Annotated in this window: 26 protein-coding genes; 24 read left to right on the top strand and 2 right to left on the bottom strand. The window is 37.5% G+C overall.

Annotation, left to right across the window (positions count from 1 at the left end; translation table 11 throughout):
- The first annotated feature begins 3 nt into the window (after positions 1-3).
- Positions 4-1,002 (top strand): serine hydrolase domain-containing protein, encoded by a 999-nt coding sequence (locus K5Q07_RS05855; RefSeq protein ID WP_220730130.1) that lies wholly within the window; start codon positions 4-6, stop codon positions 1,000-1,002.
- Positions 1,003-1,038: 36 nt separating this feature from the next.
- On the opposite strand, the gene K5Q07_RS05850 is transcribed toward K5Q07_RS05855, so the two are convergent.
- Positions 1,039-1,749, bottom strand: a complete 711-nt coding sequence (locus K5Q07_RS05850; RefSeq protein ID WP_220730129.1) for a type 1 glutamine amidotransferase — start codon at positions 1,747-1,749, stop codon at positions 1,039-1,041.
- A complete protein-coding gene (locus K5Q07_RS05845) occupies positions 1,749-3,098 on the bottom strand; it encodes a Mur ligase family protein (protein ID WP_220730128.1) in 1,350 nt (449 codons plus the stop codon). Before K5Q07_RS05845 ends, K5Q07_RS05850 begins: the two co-directional genes overlap by 1 nt.
- 170 nt (positions 3,099-3,268) lie before the next feature.
- Here K5Q07_RS05845 and K5Q07_RS05840 point away from each other — a divergent pair, with 170 nt between their 5' ends.
- The 23 genes from K5Q07_RS05840 to K5Q07_RS05730 all read left to right on the top strand — a co-directional run bounded on the left by K5Q07_RS05840 (position 3,269) and on the right by K5Q07_RS05730 (position 22,879).
- Positions 3,269-3,853 (top strand): thymidine kinase, encoded by a 585-nt coding sequence (locus K5Q07_RS05840; protein WP_220730127.1) that lies wholly within the window; start codon positions 3,269-3,271, stop codon positions 3,851-3,853.
- 10 nt (positions 3,854-3,863) lie between these two features.
- Complete coding sequence (gene prfA / locus K5Q07_RS05835; RefSeq protein ID WP_034534741.1) at positions 3,864-4,946, top strand: peptide chain release factor 1; 1,083 nt, start codon at positions 3,864-3,866, stop codon at positions 4,944-4,946.
- Positions 4,939-5,781, top strand: coding sequence for a peptide chain release factor N(5)-glutamine methyltransferase (gene prmC / locus K5Q07_RS05830; RefSeq protein WP_220730126.1), 843 nt, complete (start codon positions 4,939-4,941; stop codon positions 5,779-5,781). Before prfA ends, prmC begins: the two co-directional genes overlap by 8 nt.
- A gap of 17 nt (positions 5,782-5,798) precedes the next feature.
- Positions 5,799-6,818, top strand: a complete 1,020-nt coding sequence (locus K5Q07_RS05825) for an L-threonylcarbamoyladenylate synthase (RefSeq protein WP_220730125.1) — start codon at positions 5,799-5,801, stop codon at positions 6,816-6,818.
- A gap of 30 nt (positions 6,819-6,848) precedes the next feature.
- The gene (glyA, locus tag K5Q07_RS05820; protein ID WP_220730124.1) at positions 6,849-8,090 is read left to right on the top strand and encodes a serine hydroxymethyltransferase; all 1,242 of its coding nucleotides are present in this window, start codon (positions 6,849-6,851) and stop codon (positions 8,088-8,090) included.
- A 12-nt stretch (positions 8,091-8,102) separates the two neighbouring features.
- Positions 8,103-8,735, top strand: coding sequence for a uracil phosphoribosyltransferase (gene upp / locus K5Q07_RS05815; RefSeq protein WP_220730123.1), 633 nt, complete (start codon positions 8,103-8,105; stop codon positions 8,733-8,735).
- A gap of 341 nt (positions 8,736-9,076) precedes the next feature.
- Positions 9,077-9,736: a F0F1 ATP synthase subunit A gene (gene atpB / locus K5Q07_RS05810; RefSeq protein WP_054606454.1), complete on the top strand. Its 660-nt coding sequence runs from the start codon at positions 9,077-9,079 to the stop codon at positions 9,734-9,736.
- 27 nt (positions 9,737-9,763) lie between these two features.
- The gene (gene atpE, locus K5Q07_RS05805) at positions 9,764-9,976 is read left to right on the top strand and encodes a F0F1 ATP synthase subunit C (RefSeq protein WP_041152751.1); all 213 of its coding nucleotides are present in this window, start codon (positions 9,764-9,766) and stop codon (positions 9,974-9,976) included.
- A gap of 52 nt (positions 9,977-10,028) precedes the next feature.
- Positions 10,029-10,565, top strand: coding sequence for a F0F1 ATP synthase subunit B (atpF, locus tag K5Q07_RS05800; protein WP_054606372.1), 537 nt, complete (start codon positions 10,029-10,031; stop codon positions 10,563-10,565).
- On the top strand, positions 10,555-11,097 hold the full coding sequence (gene atpH / locus K5Q07_RS05795; RefSeq protein WP_054606373.1) for an ATP synthase F1 subunit delta: 543 nt from the start codon (positions 10,555-10,557) through the stop codon (positions 11,095-11,097). The genes atpF and atpH overlap by 11 nt, the downstream gene beginning before the upstream one ends.
- Positions 11,098-11,128: 31 nt before the next feature.
- Positions 11,129-12,658, top strand: coding sequence for a F0F1 ATP synthase subunit alpha (gene atpA, locus K5Q07_RS05790; protein WP_054606374.1), 1,530 nt, complete (start codon positions 11,129-11,131; stop codon positions 12,656-12,658).
- 21 nt (positions 12,659-12,679) lie between these two features.
- Positions 12,680-13,582 (top strand): F0F1 ATP synthase subunit gamma, encoded by a 903-nt coding sequence (locus tag K5Q07_RS05785; protein ID WP_220730122.1) that lies wholly within the window; start codon positions 12,680-12,682, stop codon positions 13,580-13,582.
- A gap of 23 nt (positions 13,583-13,605) precedes the next feature.
- Positions 13,606-15,012: a F0F1 ATP synthase subunit beta gene (gene atpD, locus K5Q07_RS05780; protein ID WP_054606376.1), complete on the top strand. Its 1,407-nt coding sequence runs from the start codon at positions 13,606-13,608 to the stop codon at positions 15,010-15,012.
- Positions 15,013-15,024: 12 nt separating this feature from the next.
- Positions 15,025-15,447 (top strand): F0F1 ATP synthase subunit epsilon, encoded by a 423-nt coding sequence (locus K5Q07_RS05775; RefSeq protein ID WP_054606377.1) that lies wholly within the window; start codon positions 15,025-15,027, stop codon positions 15,445-15,447.
- 131 nt (positions 15,448-15,578) lie between these two features.
- On the top strand, positions 15,579-15,794 hold the full coding sequence (locus K5Q07_RS05770) for a DUF1146 domain-containing protein (RefSeq protein ID WP_220730121.1): 216 nt from the start codon (positions 15,579-15,581) through the stop codon (positions 15,792-15,794).
- A 25-nt stretch (positions 15,795-15,819) separates the two neighbouring features.
- Positions 15,820-17,127, top strand: a complete 1,308-nt coding sequence (gene murA, locus K5Q07_RS05765; protein ID WP_054606378.1) for a UDP-N-acetylglucosamine 1-carboxyvinyltransferase — start codon at positions 15,820-15,822, stop codon at positions 17,125-17,127.
- Positions 17,128-17,191: 64 nt separating this feature from the next.
- The gene (locus K5Q07_RS05760; protein ID WP_054606379.1) at positions 17,192-18,187 is read left to right on the top strand and encodes a rod shape-determining protein; all 996 of its coding nucleotides are present in this window, start codon (positions 17,192-17,194) and stop codon (positions 18,185-18,187) included.
- 26 nt (positions 18,188-18,213) lie between these two features.
- Complete coding sequence (gene yidD, locus K5Q07_RS05755) at positions 18,214-18,489, top strand: membrane protein insertion efficiency factor YidD (protein ID WP_080768519.1); 276 nt, start codon at positions 18,214-18,216, stop codon at positions 18,487-18,489.
- A 46-nt stretch (positions 18,490-18,535) separates the two neighbouring features.
- Positions 18,536-18,760, top strand: a complete 225-nt coding sequence (locus tag K5Q07_RS05750; protein WP_054606380.1) for a DUF2969 domain-containing protein — start codon at positions 18,536-18,538, stop codon at positions 18,758-18,760.
- Between the two features lie 22 nt (positions 18,761-18,782).
- Entirely contained in the window at positions 18,783-19,985 is a 1,203-nt protein-coding gene (locus tag K5Q07_RS05745) for an FtsW/RodA/SpoVE family cell cycle protein (protein ID WP_054606381.1), read from the top strand.
- Positions 19,986-20,321: 336 nt separating this feature from the next.
- Positions 20,322-21,356, top strand: a complete 1,035-nt coding sequence (locus K5Q07_RS05740; protein ID WP_054606382.1) for a methionine ABC transporter ATP-binding protein — start codon at positions 20,322-20,324, stop codon at positions 21,354-21,356.
- A 49-nt stretch (positions 21,357-21,405) separates the two neighbouring features.
- Positions 21,406-22,041 (top strand): methionine ABC transporter permease, encoded by a 636-nt coding sequence (locus tag K5Q07_RS05735; RefSeq protein ID WP_220730216.1) that lies wholly within the window; start codon positions 21,406-21,408, stop codon positions 22,039-22,041.
- 13 nt (positions 22,042-22,054) lie between these two features.
- Complete coding sequence (locus tag K5Q07_RS05730) at positions 22,055-22,879, top strand: MetQ/NlpA family ABC transporter substrate-binding protein (protein WP_054606384.1); 825 nt, start codon at positions 22,055-22,057, stop codon at positions 22,877-22,879.
- Positions 22,880-22,882: the final 3 nt, after the last annotated feature.

Raw genomic sequence — 22,882 nt, 5'->3', positions numbered from 1 at the left:
AAGATGAAATATAATAAGACAGAATTGGCGATTCAAAAGTTAGTTGACGATGGGGTAGTTCCTGGTGTTAACTACGCATTTATCGATGAAGATGGTACACAACGTCATTTGATTGGTAACAAGCAACTAGTGCCAAAAGAGGTGCCGTTAACGGATGGTCATTTGATTTATGACATGGCTTCCTTGACCAAGGTTGTTGGAACCACGATGGTGATTTTAAAACTAGTCGAAGACGGTAAACTATCACTAGAGGATTCAATTAGTGACTACTTGCCAGAATGGCAATACCCAGAAGTAACGGTGCGTAATTTAATTACCCATACTTCTGGAATTGAGGGCTACATTCCACATCGCGATCAATTAAATCATGATGAATTAATTAAAGCACTCTTGGGATTGAAAGCTGGTGCTGGTTTAAATCATGAAATGCACTATGCCGATGTTAACTTTATCTTCTTAGGATTAATCGCCAAGCAGGTGACTGGCAAAGCCATTCAACCTTTGATTGAGGAATTGGTCTTAAAACCATTACACATGGTCAACAGTTCATTTCATCCTGATGTCGACAAGTGTGTGCCAACCACATACGATGAAGAACACGGCTTGTTACAAGGTCATGTGCATGATCCAAAAGCCCAAGTATTAGGTGAGGACTGTGGTTCAGCTGGATTATTCAGTAATATGGACGACTTATTATTGTTCGTGGAATCAGTGTTGAATCCTGATGATAATCCAATTCTAAGTCCTGACACGGTCCGCGGTTTTTATACAGACCAGACTAAGCATGGCTTAGGCAGAAGCTATGGCTTTGAAAGAATTGACTATGAGGGAATGCCATTTATCTGGCAATCTGGTTTTACCGGAACCTTTATCGTGATTATTCCTGAAAAGAAACACGCTATGGTATTTCTATCAAACCGTATTCATCCGGTATCGCCAAATGAATATTATATTGAACGTCGTAAACCTTTGATTGAAACCTATTTAAACGAAAACAAATAAAAAAGACGGATACTTAAGTATCCGTCTTTTTGTTTATTAATATGATTCTGAAACGTCAATCTTTTCTTGAGCAGAGAAGTCATCGTTAGGGTAACGACGTTTCAATGCCTTGATTAAGATGTGTTTTGCGATGATGTTGTTTCTGGCTAGGATAGGACCATGGAAGTAAGTGCAGTATACGTTTTTGAAGATTGCACCTTCAGCTTGATCGGTACCATTGTTACCGTAACCTTGTTCAACGTCACCTAATGGACGTTCACCATTTCCAGTGTAAGTAACACCTTGGTGGTTTTCGAAGCCGTGGTAAACTTCTCCGGTTTCCTTGTTTTTAATCTTGATATCACCAATGAAACGGTTATCGTGTTGTTGTTCGGTGTAGTGGTCTAACACACCGATACCAGGGATTTTGTTTCCTTCGGCATCGATGTAGTACTTACCTAAAAGTTGGTAACCACCACAGATAGCTAATAAGCAACCATCTGAATCGATGAACTTTTTGATTTCATCTTTTTTAGTTTGGAAGTCTTTTGAAACAATGCTTTGTTCAAAATCTTGACCACCACCGAATACGGCGATGTCATAGTCATCAGACTTGAAATCTTCGTCTAAACTAACGACTTTTGATTCAACGTTGATGCCCATTTTCTTTCCATAGTATTTAAGAACTAAGATATTTCCTAAATCACCATAAGTATTCATCAAATCACCGTATAGATGGGCAATGTGTAATGTATATTCTTTGGCCATTATTCCATACCTCCCTTAATATAACCTTTTTCTGCAAAGTCTTTTCTTAGTTGAAGCATTGCAGTGTAGGTAGCTAGGATGTAAACCTTCTTAGTTGGTAGAGTAGGGATTTCTTCGACAACCTTTTCTAGATCAGGTTGAACTTCATGGATGTTTTCATCCACGCCGGCAACCTTGAATCTGAAGGTGATGTCCTTGTATCTTTCACCACCAGTGATGAACTTCTTGATTGGCATCTTGGTGAAACGTTCGAATTCACCGTCCCAAATCCAACTAGTGTCAATTCCGTCAGCGTAGTTGGCGTTTAGTAGGCAAATTAGTGAAAAGTCATCTTTTTCCTTTGAGATGGTATCGATAACTTGGTTTAGACCAACAGGGTTCTTAACCAATACTAATGTAGTTTCTTTGCCATCAATGTCGATTAGTTCTTGGCGACCAAAGACACGTTCATTAGCAGTGAATGCGTTAGCAATATCCTTTGAATCTACGTCTAAGAAACGACCAACTGAATAAGCGGCTAGGGCGTTGTAAATGTTGTATACTCCACCAATTCCGATTGATAGGTCTTGGCCATCAACAGTAAAGTCAGATGAGTTAGGAGTTAATGCACCTAGTTTAGTTAATTCATGAGTTAGTTCTGGACGTTTGAAACCACAGTGTTCACAGAAGTAGTTACCTAAGTTAGCGTAACTAATGTAGTGGTAGTGCAAGATGTTTTGACATACCGGACATAAAACACCATCAGTGTTAGGTTCCGCCTTGAAGTTATCTTCGTCATCATGATTCTTGAATCCGTAGTAAATCTTTGGGTTTGGCAAATCAACGGAGTTAAAGATTGGTGCATCACCGTTGGCAATGATAGTTGCTTCTGGAGCTAGTTTGACACCGTCAATAATCTTCTTGTAGGTAGTGTAGATTTCACCATATCTGTCCATTTGATCACGGAAGATGTTAGTAAAGACAAATGCGATTGGCTTAACGTGTTTAGTTAACTTAATAACGTTTGCTTCATCAACTTCCAAGACAGCAAGTGGACGGTTGGTCTTAGGATTTTTAGCTTTTAAAAATGTAGTTACTAGACCTTGTTCCATGTTAGAACCGGATGGGTTAGTAACAACGTTTTGATATTTTTGTTTTAGCACTTGAACAGTAAGTGCGGTGGTTAAGGTCTTCCCGTTAGTACCAGTAACCACAATAATGTCATAGTTTTGACCTAGATGTTTTAAAATCGCTGGATCAATTGCGGTGGTAATTTTTCCAGGAAGTGAACTTCCTCCATTCATAAAGGTATGTAAAAACCAGTATGAAGACTTACCAGCAAAAGTCGCAAATTCGCTTCTTATAGACATTGCTTGTACTCCTTAATTAATTAATACACAAAATTTTATCATACTTTACTATTATAGACCGAATAATTGCATTATTTCAGTAAAATGATGTAAATTCTTTGGAACTGTCGAAATTAATTCGTAAATCAGCTATAATAATAAATGAAAAAATACAGAAAGCGAGTTTAATCATGGCACAACTATATTATCGCTACGGGGCAATGAACAGTGGAAAGTCCATTGAAATTATCAAAGTTGCTCATAATTATGAAGAACAAGGTAAATCAGTCGTAATCATGACAAGTGCATTGGACACAAGGGAAGAAAGAGGTACTGTTGCATCTCGAGTAGGATTAAGTAGAAGTGCACATGTGATTGAAGCGGATTCTGATTGCTTTGAAATGGTCAAAGAAATTGACCCGGATGCTAGTTGTATCTTAATTGACGAAGCTCAATTCTTAACTAAGGCTCACGTCTTACAATTAGCTAAAATTGTCGATGAACTATCGATTCCAGTAATCGCATTTGGTTTAAAGAATGACTTCCAAAACAAGTTATTTGAAGGATCTGAAGCGTTATTATTATATGCTGACAAGATTGAAGAAATGAAGACGATTTGTTGGTTCTGTGGTAGAAAAGCCACTATGAACCTTCGTTTCCATGACAATCAACCAGTATATGAAGGTGAACAAATTCAAGTAGGTGGAAACGAATCATACTACCCAGTATGTCGTAAGCATTATTTCAACCCACCTTTGGAAGAAATGGGAAAGTGAGGAATAATTAATGGATGAAATATTTGAAAAACTGCAATCAGTAGTTGATCGATACGATGAACTAAACGAATTGATTAGTGACCCAGAAGTTATCGCAGATACAAAACGTTTTATGGAACTATCTAAAGAAGAAGGTAGTCTAAGAGAAGTCGTTGCTGCTTACAACAAGTACAAAGATGTTGTCTCACAACTAGAAGATGATAAAGCCATGCTTGCTGAAAAGCTAGACGATGATATGAACGAAATGGTAAAGAGTGAAATTAGTGAACTAGAACCACAAAAGGCTGAACTTGAAGAACAAATCAAAATTATGCTATTGCCTAAGGATCCTAACGATGATAAGAACATCATCATGGAAATCCACGGTGCTGCTGGTGGGGATGAAGGTAGTCTATTTGCTGCTGACCTATACAACATGTACATTCGTTACGCTGAAAGCCAAGGCTGGAAGACATCAATCATTGATGAAAGTGACACTGAAGTTGGTGGATTTAAGGAAATCGCCATCATGATTCAAGGTGATAATGTTTATTCTAAGTTGAAGTTTGAAAACGGTGCTCATCGTGTTCAACGTGTTCCTTCAACCGAATCAGCTGGTCGTATTCATACTTCAACTGCTACTGTTGGTGTTATGCCAGAAGCAGAAGATGTTGATTTAGAAATCGATCCAAAAGACATTAAGACTGACGTTTACCGTGCATCCGGTGCCGGTGGACAACACGTTAACAAGACTTCTTCAGCCGTTAGAATGACCCACTTGCCTACAGGTATCGTTGTTGCCATGCAAGATGAACGTTCACAACAACAAAACCGTGCTAAGGCAATGCAAGTGTTGAAGTCTCGTGTATACGATTATTACCAACAACAAGAGGAAGATAAGTATGACGCTGAAAGAAAATCAGCCGTGGGTACTGGTGATCGTTCAGAAAGAATTAGAACTTACAACTATCCTCAAAACCGTGTTACTGACCACCGTATTGGTTTGACAGTTAACAAGTTGGATAAAGTTATGAATGGTGACTTAGAAGACATCATTGACGCATTGATTCTATCTGACCAAACCGAAAAGTTGGAGCAACTAAAGAATGAATAATATGACTTATTTTGAAGCCCAGAAGAGGGCTTCTTTTCTTATCTCCGAAAAAAGTTTGGATCAAGAAACTGCCAAACTATTCTTAATGGAAATGTTTGGCTTCGATAATACCCACTTACTGTTACATTATCGTGATGAAATGAAACAAGAAGATGTCAAAAGATACTTTGATTGGATTAATCAGTATTTAAATGGCCAACCGGCTCAATATATCGTCGGCGAGACAGAGTTTTATGGTAATCGTTTCAAAGTCGATGATAGAGTCCTAATTCCCCGCCCCGAAACAGAGGAATTAGTAGAGTGGCTATTGACTGATTTTGCTGATAGAAAGGACTTAAAAGTCCTTGATATGGGAACTGGAAGTGGTGCAATTGCCATTTCGATTAGTAAGGAACATCCATACTGGCAAGTAGATGCTGCTGACATCTCAAATAAAGCCCTACAGGTAGCTGATTTTAATAATAAAATGAACGAAACGAACGTTAGGTTCATTGAAAGTAATCTATTCAATGCTATAACCGAAGATTATAACGTAATTATTAGTAATCCTCCTTATATTTCCGAAGATGAAATTAAGTATATGGATGAAAGTGTCATAGAACACGAACCAAAAGAAGCGTTATTTGCTAAAAATAATGGCTTGTTTATGTATCAAAAAATCGCAGATTATATTAAAATAAAGAAGGACACTGTTCACGGTAGTTTATACCTTGAAATTGGTTTTAAACAAATTGAAGCAGTAACCGAGATTTTTACCGAGTCAATTCCAGGATGCGAAGTCACTAGTCGTAAGGACTTCTTCGGGAATCCTAGAATGATTCGAGTTAAGTATTAGGGGGGGATGTATTTAATATGGACACAAAAATATACACTGTAGACGATATAGCTTCTGCCGCTAAGAATATCGTGGATGGAAAGTTAGTTTCTTTCCCAACTGAAACGGTATACGGTTTAGGGGCAGACGCAACTAATGAAGATGCAGTTAAGCAAGTTTACGCGGCTAAAGGTCGTCCTAGTGACAATCCATTAATCGTCCATGTTGACGGCCCAGAAATGGTTGAAAGATACGCACAGCCATTGTCTGATGAGGCAAAGAAGCTAATTAATACATTTTGGCCTGGACCATTAACCATCATTTTTAATTTGAAAGACAATGTATTATCTAAAACCGTTACCGGTGGATTAGATACTGCAGCATTTAGAAACCCTAATAATGATGTAACACTATCATTGATTAGAGAAGCAGGGGTGCCAATCGTGGGACCATCTGCTAACACATCTGGAAAACCAAGTCCTACCTTGGCAAAGCATGTTTATCATGATTTGAAGGGTAAGATTGCTGGAATTCTAGATGACGGTGAATGCCAATATGGTGTTGAATCCACTGTCTTAGATATGTCGACTGATCAACCTGCGATTTTAAGACCAGGTGCTATCTCAGCCGAACAAATCGAAGAAATTATTAACAAACCAGTGCTAGATGAACGAGTACATCTATCCGCGAGCCAAATTCCAAAGGCGCCAGGAATGAAGTACAAGCACTATGCACCATCAGCTCAAGTCTATATTGTAGATTCCGCTGACGACTTCAAAGAAGCCGCTAAGTGGGCATCACAACAAGATCATACTGTCGGAGTCATGGCAACTGATACTGTTTTAAACGATATTGATTGGTCTGATAATGTCGAAACATTTTCATTAGGAGATACCGTCTTATCAGCAAGTCATGCTTTATTTGCAGGACTAAGACATTTTGACAATGAAGAAGAAGTAAAATCAATCTTGACCCAAGGTTTTGCAAATCAAGGCATTGGTGAAGCGTATATGAACAGATTGAATAAATCTGCCGGACAAAAACATTTTAATAAATAGTTACGTAAATTTTGAGGGGGCACTTCTATCATGAAATACGATTACCAAAATGAAGACAAAGAATTATGGGATGTAATTAAGAATGAACAAACTCGTCAAGAAAACACAATTGAGCTAATTGCGTCAGAAAACATTGCATCAAACGCTGTAATGGCGGCGCAAGGTTCTGTTTTAACCAACAAATATGCCGAAGGATATCCTGGTAAGAGATACTACGGTGGTTGTGAATTTGTTGATAAATCAGAAACATTAGCGATTGAACGTGCTAAGAAGTTATTTGGGGCTGAATATGTTAATGTTCAACCACATTCAGGTTCACAAGCTAACCAAGCTGTGTACTCAGCATTTTTAAAGCCAGGAGATAAGATTTTAGGGATGGACCTAAATGCCGGTGGTCATTTAACTCACGGTGCTAAGGTAAACTTCTCTGGTAAGATTTACCAATCTTTCTCATATGGTTTAGATCCAAAGACTGAACGTCTTAACTACGATGATATTTTAGCGATTGCTAAGGAAGTTCAACCACAAATTATTGTTGCTGGTGCTTCTGCATACAGTCGTATCATCGACTGGAACAAGTTCAGAGAAATTGCCGACGAAGTTGGCGCATACTTAATGGTAGATATGGCCCACATTGCTGGACTAGTTGCTACCGGATTACATCCAAGTCCCATCGGAATTGCCGATGTCGTAACTACCACCACCCATAAGACCCTAAGAGGACCTCGCGGTGGAATGATTTTGTCTAACGAAAAATATGCTAAGAAGATTAATTCTGCAATGTTCCCAGGATCACAAGGTGGACCCTTGGAACACGTGATTGCTGGTAAGGCTGCTTGTTTCTTTGAAGACTTGCAACCAGTATTTACAGAATACTCAAAACAAGTTATTAAAAACGCAGCTGCAATGGCTGATGAATTTAACAACAGTGATACAATCAAGGTGGTATCTGGTGGTACTGATAACCATTTGATGGTCTTAGACTTAACCAACACTGAGTTAAATGGGAAAGAAGCTCAAATTCTATTAGATTCACTTAAGATTACAACTAATAAGGAAGCAATTCCTGATGAGAAATTAAGTCCATTTGTTACAAGTGGATTAAGATTAGGTACTCCTGCAATTACTTCTAGAGGCTTTGATGAAAAAGATTCACGTGAAGTTGCAAAAATGATAACACGTGCAATTGAACATCATGACGACGAAAATGTCCTAAATGAAGTAAGAAAAGAAGTATCCCAATTAACCCAATCACATCCAATTTTTGATTAAAGGAGATTAATCATGGGAAAATTTCAAGTAATGAATCATCCATTGATTCAACACAAGTTGACTATTATTAGAAATGAAAATTGTGGAACTAGAGAATTTCGTGAAGTTGTAAATGAAATTGCTTCATTGTTAGCTTTTGAAGTATCTAGAGATATGCCACTAGAAGACGTTGATGTAAAGACTCCACAAGGGATTGCACATGCAAAGCAACTATCAGGTAAGAAGGTTGCCGTAGTACCAATTCTTCGTGCCGGTATCGGTATGGTTGATGGAATTCTAGATTTAATCCCTGCCGCAAAGGTTGGTCACATCGGTATGTACCGTGATGAAGAGACTTTTGAACCACACGAATACTTTGTGAAATTACCAAGTGATATTGACAAACGTCAAATTTTTGTTGTTGATCCAATGCTTGCTACTGGTGGTTCTGCCATCATGGCAATCGATGCTTTGATTAAGCGTGGTGTCGACGAAAGTAATATTAAATTTGTATGCTTGGTTGCTGCTCCCGAAGGTGTGGAAGCGCTTCAAAAAGCCCATGGTGACGTAGATATTTACACTGCTGCGTTAGATGATCATCTAGAAAACGGTTACATTGTACCAGGACTAGGTGATGCCGGAGATCGTTTATTCGGAACTAAATAAAATAAAAAAATCCATCGTTTTTTGTGATGGATTTTTTATTTATGTATAACTTTGTTCTAAAAGTCTAAGATACGTTTTTTACAATTTGTAAAGCACAAATTGTAATTTTTGTAAAAAAACTGTTAAATAGTTATTTTATTTTGAAATGAAACCTGAATGGTGGTACTATCTTATTGTATTTTGAAAGAGAAATACATCATCTTAAGAGTTAAAACTATCGTTAATGTGAATTAATGTAACATTAATGTTTAGTATGCTTAGGTTGCGAAAAGGGGTGATAATCTGTGAATGATCCAATATCCACATTTAAGCTATTTGGGCTTACTTTCAATATTGGAAACATGGTTTCCGTTACGGTTGCCGCAGTCTTCGTATTCTTGTTTGTATTCATTTGTTCTAGAAAGTTACAAGTGATTCCATCAGGAAAACAAAACTTGCTTGAAATGATTGTTGATTTCACCAACGGAATTGTTAACACTTCTGTTGAAGGTGCTAAAGCTAAGGTTTATGGCCTATTCGCTTTCGTATTATTCGTGTTCATCTTCATTTCTAACCAAATGGGACTACTTTTCCAAATTGATTACAATGGGGTTGCCTATGTTAAAAGTCCAACGTCAGATCCAATTGTCACTTTGACATTGGCCGCTATCACGTTGGCATGGGCTCATTTCGCAGGAGTTTCAAAGCTTGGATTCAAGGGTTACTTCTCAAGTACATACTTGAAGCCATTTAAGTTATGGTTGCCATTGAATGTCTTCGAAGAGTTAGCTAACTTCCTAACTCTTGGTTTGCGTCTATATGGTAATATTTTCGCAGGTGAACTACTTCTAGGATTGCTATCTAAATTAGCACTAGGTTACGGTTTAATTGGATATGTTCCATCCGTACTTGTTGCAATGATTTGGGAAGCTTTCTCAATCTTTATCGGAAGTGTTCAAGCATTCGTATTTGTAACCTTAACATTCGTATACATTTCTCAAAAGATTCAACCTGAGGAATAATTTTATTTATTATAAGGAGGATTTACCATGGGTGTATTAGCTGCTGGTATTGCTATGGCTGGTGCCGCTATTGGTGCGGGTATCGGTGATGGTATCGTTATTTCTAAATTTATTGAAGGAATGGCTAGACAACCAGAAATGACTGGTCAATTAAGAACTAACATGTTTATCGGTGTTGGTTTGGTCGAAGCTCTACCTATTATTTCTTTAGTTCTATCATTCGTATACATGGCTAAATAATAATATAAAGGTAAAGTAATTCTTCTATTCTCAATTAAGGAGGTGTCAATAGATGCTTTCACATTCATTATTGCCAACTGTCGCTGTGACTGATGGTGGTGGATTGTACTACGGTAACATGATCTTTACAGCTCTTGTTTTCATCATTTTGATGCTACTTATCATGAAATTTGCATGGAAGCCATTATCAGAAATGATGGAAAAACGTGCTAACAAGATTGCCGATGACATCAATTCTGCAGAAAAGTCACGTAAGGACGCTGAAGATTTAGCAAAGCAACGTGAAGACGCCTTGGCAAAATCTAGAGAAGATGCAACTGGCATTATTAACAATGCTAAGCAATCTGCTCAAGTACAAAGTGACCAAATTATCACAACTGCTAGAAACGATGCTCAAAGTATCAAAACTTCTGCTCAAAAAGATATTGAACAAGAACGTAAAGATGCTTTAGCAAACACCAAAAATGATGTGGCCAATTTATCTATTGAAATTGCTTCTAAGATCATTCAAAAAGAATTAAAAGCTGACGATCAAAAGGCATTGATTGATTCTTATATTGAAGGGTTGGGGAAGCAAGATGCTAGATAAAATCACATTCGCAAAACGCTATTCAAAAGCACTTTATGAAGTGCTTGAAGAACAAAATCAAGTTGAAGCCGGTTTGAGTGAATTATTATCCATCAAACAAGTTTTTGATGATAATGCATCACTAAGTCGAGTTTTAACTGATGTAAGCTTTCCAGAAGACAAAAAAGAAAGTTTAATCAAACCTTTGATTGACAATTCTGACGTCGAATTTGTTAAGAACCTTCTAAAAGTTTTACTAGGTGCTAACAAAATGGATGAATTTACTTTGATTGTGGAAGAATTTGAACGTTCTTACAATGAAAAGAATAAGATTGTTCATGCTGATGCACTATCTGTAGTTCCTCTATCCGACGAACAAAAGCAAAAACTTACAGACGTCTTTAAGGCGCGTGTAGGTGCCAACGAAGTTATCCTAGATAACAAAGTTGATCAAAGTCTAATCGGTGGTGTAATTCTAAAATCATCGAACGTTATTTTTGATGGAAGTGTTAAGACAAAAATTAACAACATTAAAAAACTTCTATTGAGTTAATAACAATATCTATCAAAGAGGTGAAACTTTTATGAGCATTAATGCTGAAGAAATCAGTGCTCTAATCAAGCAACAATTATCCGGTTACAAGGATGACTTAGCTGTTGAAGAAACAGGGGTTGTTACCTACGTTGGTGACGGTGTTGCTCGTGCTCATGGTTTAGATAATGCGTTGTCTGGTGAGTTACTTGAATTCGAAAACGGAATCTATGGTATGGCTCAAAACCTTGAAAGTAACGATGTAGGTATTGTTGTTTTAGGTGACTGTACACATATTCGTGAAGGTGCAACTATTAAACGTACCGGTAAAATCATGGAAGTTCCTGTTGGAGAAGAAATGGTGGGTAGAACCATCAACTCATTAGGTCAACCAATTGATGGTAAGGGTGATATCAAGACTGAATCATCTCGTCCTATTGAAAAGAAAGCTCCAGGTATCATGGACAGACAAAGTGTTTCTGAACCATTACAAACTGGTATTAAGTCAATCGATGCGTTAGTTCCAATTGGCCGTGGTCAACGTGAATTAATCATCGGTGATAGAAAAACAGGTAAGACTTCAATCGCTGTCGATACTATCTTGAACCAAAAGGATCAAGATATGATTTGTATCTACGTTGCGATTGGACAAAAGGACTCAACTGTCCGTTCACAAGTTGCTACTCTAGAAAAGTTTGGCGCAATGGATTACACAATCGTATTGTCAGCCGGTCCTTCTGAACCAGCTCCATTACTATACATTGCTCCTTACGCTGGTGCAGCTATTGGTGAATACTTTATGAACCAAGGTAAGCATGTTTTAATCGTTTACGATGATTTAACAAAACAAGCTAACGCTTACCGTGAACTATCACTTATTCTTCGTAGACCTCCTGGTCGTGAAGCATATCCTGGTGATATCTTCTATACCCACTCACGTTTACTAGAACGTGCTGCTAAGTTATCAGACAAGTTAGGTGGCGGTTCAATGACTGCTCTACCAATTGTTGAAACTCAAGCAGGGGACGTTTCAGCTTACATTCCAACCAACGTTATTTCAATTACTGATGGTCAAATCTTCTTGAACTCAGACATGTTCTATTCAGGAACTCGTCCAGCCATTGATGCTGGTACATCAGTTTCTCGTGTTGGTGGGGACGCTCAAATTAAAGCGATGAAACAAGTAGCAGGTACTTTAAGACTTGATCTAGCTTCATATCATGAACTACAAGCCTTTGCTCAATTCGGTTCAGACTTGGATGATGCAACTCAAGCTAAGTTGAACCGTGGTGCTCGTACTGAAGAAGTTCTAAAACAACCTCTTCACGCTCCACTACCTGTCGAAAAACAAGTACTTATTCTATTTAGTTTGACACACGGATACCTAGACAACATTGCTGTTGACGATATCCAACGTTACCAAACTGAATTATTTAACTTCTTCGACGCTTCACACCGTGACTTACTAGATACAATTGTAAACACTGGTAAGTTACCAGAAGGTGATGCTTTAGCAAATGCAGTTGATGAATTTACTAAATCATTCACTCCAAGTAAGCAAGAAGAAACACAAAATAACTAGCTTGAAGGATGGTGAGAACTAATGGCTGAATCTATTAATGATGTTAAACATCGTATTGCATCAACCAGAAATACACGTCAAATTACTACTGCGATGCAAATGGTTTCTACTGCAAAGTTAAACCGTATTCAAAAGCATACCAGTAATTATGAGGAATATGTTTCTCGTGTTAAGGCTGTTGTAATGCATTTAGCTCAGTCTCATTTGTTAGACAAAATTAATTCCTCAAGTAATGCGTCTGACCACAAGTCTGGTAAGACAGCATACCTAGTTATTACATCTGATCGTGGAATGGTAGGAAGTTACAACAGTAATGTGATTAGAGAAACTAATAACTTTATTGAAGAACATACTCCAAATCCTGATGATTACATGATTTTAGCTGTAGGTGGAAACGGTGCCGACTTTTATAAGAACCGTAATGTAAACGTGGCTTATGAATACCGTGGCGTTTCTGATATTCCTACTTTCGCTGAAGTTAGAGAAATCGTTAAGACTGCAAACTCAATGTTTGAAGATGGTGTGTTTGACAAGTTATACGTTTGCTACACACACTTTGTTAACCGTATTTCTTCAACTTTCAGAGCTGAAAAAATGCTACCAATGGATAGCGAAGCATTCGAAGAAGAATCAAGCAAGGACATTAAAGCACATGACTTTAGTGCTGAATATGAAATTGAAGCAGATGAATCAGCTGTATTGAAGGTTGTATTGCCTCAATACGCACAAAGCTTAGTATTCGGAGCAATCCTTGATGCTAAGACTTCAGAACATTCATCAAGTTCAACTGCCATGCAATCTGCTTCAGATAATGCATCAGATCTTATTTCTAGATTAGAATTACAATATAACCGTGCAAGACAAGCTGCTATTACTACCGAAATTACTGAAATTGTCGGTGGTCAAGAAGCTTTGAAGCACTAATATGACGGGAGGAATTAACGAAAATGAGTACTGGTAAGATTATTCAAGTTATTGGACCAGTCGTTGACGTTGAATTCCCAACGGACGTTGAATTACCCGACATCAACACCGCTCTTCGTGTACACAAAGACGAAAATGAAACTTTAGTTACAGAAGTTACGCTTGAATTAGGTGACGGTGTTGTTAGAACTATCGCCATGGACGGAACTGACGGTTTACGTCGTGGAATGGAAGTTGAAAATACTAAAGCTCCTATTTCAGTTCCTGTTGGTGAAAACACTCTAGGTCGTGTATTTAACGTTCTTGGTGAACCAATTGATGGTGGTCCTGAATTTGGCGACGATACAGAACGCTGGCCAATTCATAGACAAGCTCCAAGTTACGACCAATTAAATCCATCTGCAGAAATTCTAGAAACCGGTATTAAAGTTATCGATTTACTAGCACCATACATTCGTGGTGGTAAAGTTGGATTGTTCGGTGGTGCCGGAGTTGGTAAAACTGTTTTAATTCAAGAATTAATTCATAATATTGCTCAAGGACATAATGGTATCTCAGTATTCACCGGTGTTGGTGAACGTACTCGTGAAGGTAACGATATGTACTTTGAAATGAAAGGTTCAGGTGTCTTGGACAAGACAGCCATGGTATATGGTCAAATGAACGAGCCACCTGGAGCACGTATGCGTGTTGCTTTAACTGGTTTGACTATCGCGGAATACTTCCGTGACGAAGTTGGTACCGATGTTCTATTGTTCATCGATAACATCTTTAGATTTACTCAAGCCGGTACAGAAGTTTCCGCATTGTTAGGTCGTATTCCATCAGCCGTAGGTTACCAACCTACATTGGCTACTGAAATGGGTCAATTGCAAGAACGTATCACTTCAACTAAGAATGGTGCGATTACCTCAATTCAAGCCGTTTACGTTCCTGCCGATGATTACACCGACCCTGCTCCTGCAACTACTTTCGCTCACTTGGATGCAACAACCAACTTGGAACGTTCATTAACTCAACAAGGTATCTACCCAGCCGTTGATCCATTGGCATCAACATCAGCTGCTCTAGATCCATCAATCGTTGGTGAAGAACACTACAAGGTTGCAACTGAAGTACAACAAGTATTGCAAAGATATCATGAACTTCAAGATATCATTTCTATCTTAGGTATGGATGAATTATCTGACGAAGAAAAGACCATTGTTGGTCGTGCACGTCGTATTCAATTCTTCCTATCACAAAGCTTTAGTGTTGCTGAAACATTTACTGGTTTACCAGGTAAATATGTTCCAGTTGCCAAGACTGTTGAAAGTTTCAAAGCTATCCTAGATGGTAAGTATGATGATCTTCCTGAAGATGCATTTAGAAACTGTGGACCTATTGAAGACGTAGTTGAAAATGCTAAAAAAATGAAGCAAAACAACTAAGGAGGGTTCTAATTGGCTGATAACAACTCAGTATTAACCGTTAGTATCGTTACTCCTGATGGTAAGGTATATGAACGTGAAGATGCTCGCTTGGTTATTGTTAGAACCAAGAGTGGTCAATTAGGAATTATGCCTAATCATGTTCCCGTAATAGCTTCATTGGAAGTTGACGAAGTAAAAGTAAAATCCGGTTCAGATGTAGATGAAATCGCCGTTAACGGAGGTTTCGTTGAATTCTCAAACAATAACTTAACTGTTATTGCTGATAGTGCCGAAAAGCAAGGGGATATCGATGTTGATCGTGCCGCTGCTGCGAGAGACCGTGCTCAAAAGGCATTGGAAATCGCAAGACAAAAGCAAGATAATCAAGAAATCCTAAGAAATCAAGTTGCTTTGAGAAGAGCTATTAACCGAATTCATGTTGCTAAACATTAAGAAAGAGGTCTGCATTTAGTGCGGACCTTTTTTGATACATAAATAAAAAATAAATTAATAAATAGTTAATAAAGATTAGAAAGACAAAATGGTAATTTTATGTTATAGTTGCAATAAAGAATGGAGATATTATGGAATCATCAAATATTAATTATTTCTTAGATTTAGCTATTCAATTGTTCTTTATTGGATTAGCTTTTTGGAGTTTAATTGATATCCATTTAGAAAGATATGTCAAAATGCACATTAATCAGTACAGAATTTTAATAATTCTATTATCTATCTGTATTGGATATGTTTCCGGATCTTTCTTTATATGGGTAATAAATATGACAATAAATCATTAAAATTGAAATTACTGGAGGGTTACCTGTGGATAAAATCGTGATTAAGGGAGGCCAACGCCTTACTGGTAACGTCCACATTGAAGGTGCAAAAAATGCTGTCCTACCAATAATGGCTGCTACTATTTTAGCCAGCGAAGGAAAAACAGTTTTAAATAACGTACCACTACTATCAGACGTATATACAATGGAAGAAGTTTTGCGCTTCTTAAACTTAAAAGTTGAATTTAACACTAATGAGAACCAAATGAGATTTGACGCTACCAATCAAATTTCTTACGAGGCTCCATTAGAATATGTTTCAAAAATGCGAGCATCAATCGTTGTAATGGGACCACTATTAGCGAGATTAGGTCATGCCAAGGTTGCGTTACCTGGTGGATGTGCAATTGGATCTCGTCCGATTGATATTCATTTGAAAGGTTTTGAAGCATTAGGTGCCACAATCGAACAACACGATGGATACGTTGAAGCATTTGCCGAGAACGGTCTAAAGGGTGCTGAAATTTACATGGACTTCCCAAGTGTTGGGGCAACTCAAAACATTATGATGGCTGCGACATTAGCTGAAGGTCAAACTATTATTGAAAATGTTGCTCAAGAACCTGAAATCGTTGACTTAGCAAACATCTTAAATGCGATGGGTGCTAACGTTATGGGTGCTGGTACTAGCAAGATTAAGATTAAGGGTGTAAGTAAGTTACACGGTGTCGATCACAGTGTACTACAAGACCGCATCGAAGCAGGTACTTTCATGGTAGCTGCAGCTTTAACACACGGTAACATCTTGATTGAAGATGCTGAAGCATCTTACAACCAACCATTAATCGCTAAGATGCAAGAAATGGGTGTAACTGTAAAGGAAGAAGCAAATGGGATTCGTGTGATTGGTCCAGACGAATTAAAGCCTGTTGACGTAAAGACACTTCCATACCCAGGTTTTCCAACAGACATGCAACCTCAAATGACTGTTTTACAATTGGCTGCTCAAGGTAGTAGTTTATTGACTGAAACAGTGTTTGAAAATCGTTTCATGCACTTAGACGAATTAGCAAGAATGAACGCTAAATTTAGAATTAACGGGAAAAGTGTGGTCTTAAATGGGCCTACTAAGTTCAGTGGTGCTGAAGTTGCTGCAACTGATTTGAGAGCTGCTGCAGCACTCGTCCTTGCGGGTCTTGTCGCAGACGGTATTACAATCGTTAGAAACCTTAAATACTTAGATCGTGGATACTACGATCTTCATGTTAAGTTAGCCAAATTAGGTGCTGACATTAAGAGAGTTGACATGAAAGATAATGAGGAAATTTCATTTAGTAAAACTTCACAAAAATAAAAGTAATTATAGAGCGATATGATATAATATTTAACATATGAGTTAACTCAGGAGGAAGAGAGAAATGGTAAAAGATATCGGCATTGACTTAGGTACTGCCAATGTTTTAATTTACGTAACTGGAAAGGGAATCGTGTTAAACGAACCTTCAGTTGTTGCGGTAGATATTGAGACAAACAAATTATTAGCAGTTGGTTCTGAAGCTTATAGAATGGTTGGTAGAACACCAAGTAACATTCGTGCAATCAGACCACTAAAAGAAGGAGTTATCTCTGATTTTGATGTAACTGAAAAGATGCTTACATACTTTATCAACAAGTTGAGCGTTAAAGGTTTCATGTCAAAACCAAAGACTATGATTTGTGCTCCAACAAACATTACCAACATCGAAAGAAAAGCAATTATTCAAGCTGCTGAAAAATCCGGTGGTGGTAAAGTTTACATTGAAGAAGAACCTAAGGTTGCAGCAATTGGTGCCGGAATGAACATTTTCCAACCAAGAGGAAACATGGTAATTGACATGGGTGGTGGAACATCTGACATCGCCGTGTTATCATTAGGTGATATTGTTGCAAGTAAGTCCATTCGTGTAGCCGGTGATGTAATGAATAGTGAAATTGTTTCTTACATAAAGGATAAACATGGATTGGTTATCGGTGAACACACTGCTGAAAAGATTAAAATCACTATCGGTACTGCAGATCCAAACGAAACTGACGTAAGAGAAATGGAAGTTCGTGGTAGAGATGTGGTAGGCGGTATGCCAAGATCTATTACTCTAAATAGTTTAGAAGTACAACATGCTGTTCAAGATACTGTTAACCAAATTATTGATGCTGCTAAGGATGTTTTAGAAGTAGTTCCTCCTGAATTAGCTTCTGATATTTTTGATAGAGGAATCATGCTAACTGGTGGATGTGCCTTATTAAGAGGTATCGACCACGCAATTTCGAAAGAATTAACTGTGCCAGTGTTAATTTCTGAAAGTCCTCTAGATAATGTTGCTAAGGGTGCCGGTGCATTGCTTGAACATATCAACAAACAAGAAAGCAAAAAATAAAGATTAATATAAGAAAGTGATAACTGATGAGAAAGTTTCTGATAAAATTAGTGATGGGATATAAACGATTCATTTCACCACTTTTACCGGCGTCTTGTCGTTATTATCCGACATGTTCTACTTATATGATCGATGCTGTCAGAAAGCACGGAGCATTATTAGGTTTTGTAATGGGGTGTGCACGGATTTTACGTTGTCATCCTTTTGTCAAAGGTGGTTATGATCCGGTTTCTGATCATTTTACTATTTTTAGAAATAAGAGGGCGTCGAAAGATTATCGACGTTCTATGAATTTAAAGTAGTCGATCAAATTTTTGAATCGGCTACTTTTATTTTTAGGAGGACAAAATGTCAAAGGGAAAGAAAAATATTGAAGTAACTTTAGATACACAAAACGTAAACGGAGAAGAACGTGAAGTTCTTTTCGTTGGTAAGCAAGAAGTTGGCTTTATCCGTAAAGTGGGTGAAGAAAAGTTCGAAGCTGTCTTTGATGAAGACAATGTATTTAAAGCCAAATCCTTAGACGAAGGAATTGAATTATTGATTAGCCAATACAACTTACACAAGGGCTAAAATGATTTAGAGGTGATTTGCAGTGTTTAATAGTGACAATGATAGCAATTCTTCTCGATTAGATTGGACAATCATAATTTGTGTGGCCCTTTTAGCATTGATTGGTATTGGTGCAATATATGTTGCCGTAAATCATGATTCATATGCCGGAACAATCGTGAAGCAAATGATTACGCAGCTGGTATGGTATTCAATTGGGACTGTCATAATCATAATCATTATGCAATTTGATTCTGAACAATTATGGAAAGTGGCACCGATTATTTACTGGGGAGCTTTGACGTTACTGGCATCGTTACTTGTTTTGTACAGTAGATATTACTTTGTTCAAACAGGGGCCAAGAGTTGGTTCCAATTAGGTCCTTTGACCTTCCAACCGGCTGAAATTATGAAACCAGCGTTTGTGGTTATGTTGGCAAGAGTGATTGTTGAACATAACAGAAACTACGCTGTTCACACATTAAAATCAGACGCACTGTTATTGGGAAAGATGATCTTATGGACATTACCAATCTGTGTGTTATTAAAAATTGAAAATGATTTCGGTACAATGCTTGTTTTCTTTGCCATGCTTGGTGGATTAGTAATTGTATCCGGAATTACTTGGAGAATCATTGTTCCTGGAGTTGCTGCATTCGCAACAATTGGTGGGACTGCTTTAATTTTAGTTATTACTAGTGGTGGTAGAAAGATTTTGGAAGCATTAGGTTTCCAATCTTACCAATTCGATCGTGTTAACGACTGGTTGGACCCATCAAATCCTGAAAATCTAGCTGGTTCCGGATACCAATTATGGCAAAGCATTAAAGCCGTTGGTTCCGGTGGATTCGGTGGAACTGGATTTAACGTGTCACACGTTTATGTTCCAGTTCGTGAATCTGATATGATTTTCTCTGTCATCGGTGAAAACTTTGGTTTCATCGGTGGATTAGTTTTAATTGGTATCTATTTTGTTTTGATTTATCGAATGATAAAGGTTACTTTTGAAACTAAGAATGTCTACTACGCATACATTTCAACTGGAATTATCATGATGATTCTATTCCATGTATTTGAAAATATTGGTATGAGTATTGGACTATTACCATTGACTGGTATTCCATTGCCATTCGTCAGTCAAGGTGGATCTGCTTTGATTGGTAACATGATAGGGATTGGATTAGTTATGTCAATGCAGTATCATAATTATGGTTACATGTTCAGTGCTAGCCGTGACTTCTCATAGCTAATGAATTGACAAGTACATTAAATAATTGTATACTTTATTAAAATTTGATTATAAGATGAGTAAGTAATTAATGAATATCACAGAGAGCTCGGTTGGTGAAAAAGAGTTATTTGTAGTTACCGAATATGGTCTTGATAAATAATCAGTTAGAAAAAATTGGTATAAACTAACATCGTTTGGCAAACGTTATATTGCTGAAGTATTAAAGATACTTATGAGGCTATTGTCGTGAGGCAATGGTGAATAAAAGGTGGTAACACGAGCTTTTCGTCCTTTACTGTTAAGTCAGTAGGTGCGGAAGGCTTTTTTTATTTGAAAGTGAGGAGAAACAGTTTGATTAGATTTAAGAATGTTAACAAGAAGTACAAACTTGAGAAAAGCATTCTAACAGCTGTTAAAGACGTTAATTTAGAAATTAACGACGGTGAAATCTTTGGTATCATCGGATACTCTGGTGCCGGTAAATCAACACTTGTTAGAATGTTAGATGGTCTAGAAGCCCCAACTTCTGGTTCTATCGAAATTAATGGTAAGGATATTGCGAAATTAAGTAGCAAGGAATTAAGATCACAACGTAAGAAGGTTGGTATGATTTTCCAACACTTTAACTTACTATGGTCTAGAACCATTCAAGAAAACATTGAATTGCCACTAGAAATTGCTGGTGTTGCTAAAGAACAACGCCATCAAAAAGCTGAAAAGCTAATTGATTTAGTTGGTTTAAAGGGTCGTGAAAACGACTATCCTTCAGAACTATCTGGTGGACAAAAACAACGTGTTGGTATCGCCAGAGCATTGGCTAATGACCCAGAAATTCTTATTTCTGATGAAGCTACTAGTGCGCTAGATCCACAAACAACAGATGAAATTTTGGACTTATTACTAGAAATCAACAAGAAGTTAAACCTAACTATTCTTTTGATTACTCACGAAATGCATGCCATTAGAAAGACAGCTTCAAAAGTTGCCGTTATGCAAGATGGTCAAGTTGTTGAATCAGGTAATGTCTACGACATTTTCCAAAATCCTCAACAAGAAATCACTAAACGTTTCGTTAACGAAGATGACAATCCAAATGCTAAGGACTTAAACATGACCGTTGACGAAATCATTAAGAACTATCCAAATGGGATGGTGATTAAGTTAACCTTTAAGGGTACTCAATCACAACAACCAGTTGTATCCCAAATGATTCGCGAATTTGATTCATTAGAATTAAACATCATTGAAGGAAGTATTCATCAAACACAAGGCGGTTCAATCGGTTCACTAATCTTACAACTATTAGGAACTACCGAAGACCAAAACAAGGCTGTTGAATACTTGAAATCAGTAAACGTGGAAGCAGAGGTGATTAACCGTGGCTAATCAAGGAATTCAATCATACTTCCAATTCAATAACGTTAATTGGAGTGCAATGAGACAAGCAACATGGGAAACAGTTTGGATGACTGCTTTATCAATGATTATTGTTGCTGTATTAGGAATTATTTTAGGACTATTATTATTTGAAAGTCGTAACAAGTCTGGTTTTGGCTGGAAGGTTATTAACTGGATCGTTTCATTCTTCGTAAATGTATTCAGATCAATTCCATTCATTATCTTGATCGTGTTGCTATTACCATTCACTAAGGACCTTGTAGGTACCATTATTGGACCTAAGGCAGCTATTCCATCACTAGTTATCTCAGCTGCTCCATTCTACGCAAGAATGGTTGAAGCTAACTTTAGAGAAGTTGATGATGGTGTAATTGAAGCTGTTAAATCAATGGGTGGTACTAACTGGGATGTTATCTTTAAGGTATTACTTCCAGAAAGTACACCAGCATTGATTGCCGGAGCAACTGTTACTGCTATTTCATTGATTTCATACACTGCAATGGCTGGTGCTATTGGTTCTGGTGGTCTAGGTTACCTAGCATACTTGGATGGTTTCCAATCAAATAACAACACTGTTACTTTAGTGGCAACCGTTATTATTTTAATTATTGTTCTAATCGTTCAAACAGTTGGAGACTTACTAGTTAAGAAAATCGACAAACGTACACTATAAGGGGGATATTAAAATGAAAAAACTTTTATCCTTTGGTGGAATCGTTGTTTTATTCATCGTTTTACTATTACTAGGTCCTGGTAACTACAAGGCAAAGAATACAATTCGAATCGGGGCTTCTAATATTCCCCATGCACAAATTCTTCGCCATATCGAACCTGAACTTAGAAAAAAGGGCATTAAGTTAGATATCGTTACTTTCCAAGACTACGTGTTACCTAACCGTGCGTTAGCTGGAAAACAATTAGATGCTAATTACTTCCAAACTCCAGCGTTCTTAGATCAATGGAACAAGGAATATAATGGCAATTTAGTTAATGTAGGGGCCGTTCATTTGGAACCTATTGGTATTTACTCCAAGAAGTATAAAAAGCTCTCAGACCTTAAAAATGGTGCTCACATCCTAGTAAGTAGTAATGCACCTGATTATGGTCGTATTCTTCAATTATTCCAACAAAATGGATTAATTAAGATTAAGAAGGGTGTTAACATCACTCAAGCTAACTTCAGTGATATCGCTTATAATCCAAAACATTTGGTATTCCAAACTGGATATGAACCAAAGATTATGCCATTGATTTACAACAACGGTGAAGGTGATGCTGTGGCAATTAACTCTAATTACGCAGTTCAAGGCGGTTTACAACCAGATAAGCAAGCAATTGCTTTACAAAAACCTGAAAAGAACTCACCATACTTCAACATTGTTGCCGTTAGAAATGGTGATCAAAACAGAAAAGACATCAAAGAATTGGTTAAGGTTTTGCAATCTAAATCAACTCAAGAATGGATTAAAAAACATTACAAAGGTTCTGTGCTACCAGCTAAGAACTACTAATAA

This window comes from Apilactobacillus zhangqiuensis (assembly GCF_019656215.1).
Lineage (GTDB): Bacteria > Bacillota > Bacilli > Lactobacillales > Lactobacillaceae > Apilactobacillus > Apilactobacillus zhangqiuensis.
Note: the sequence above shows the minus strand (reverse complement) of the source record. Positions and strands in the feature narration are given on the sequence as shown.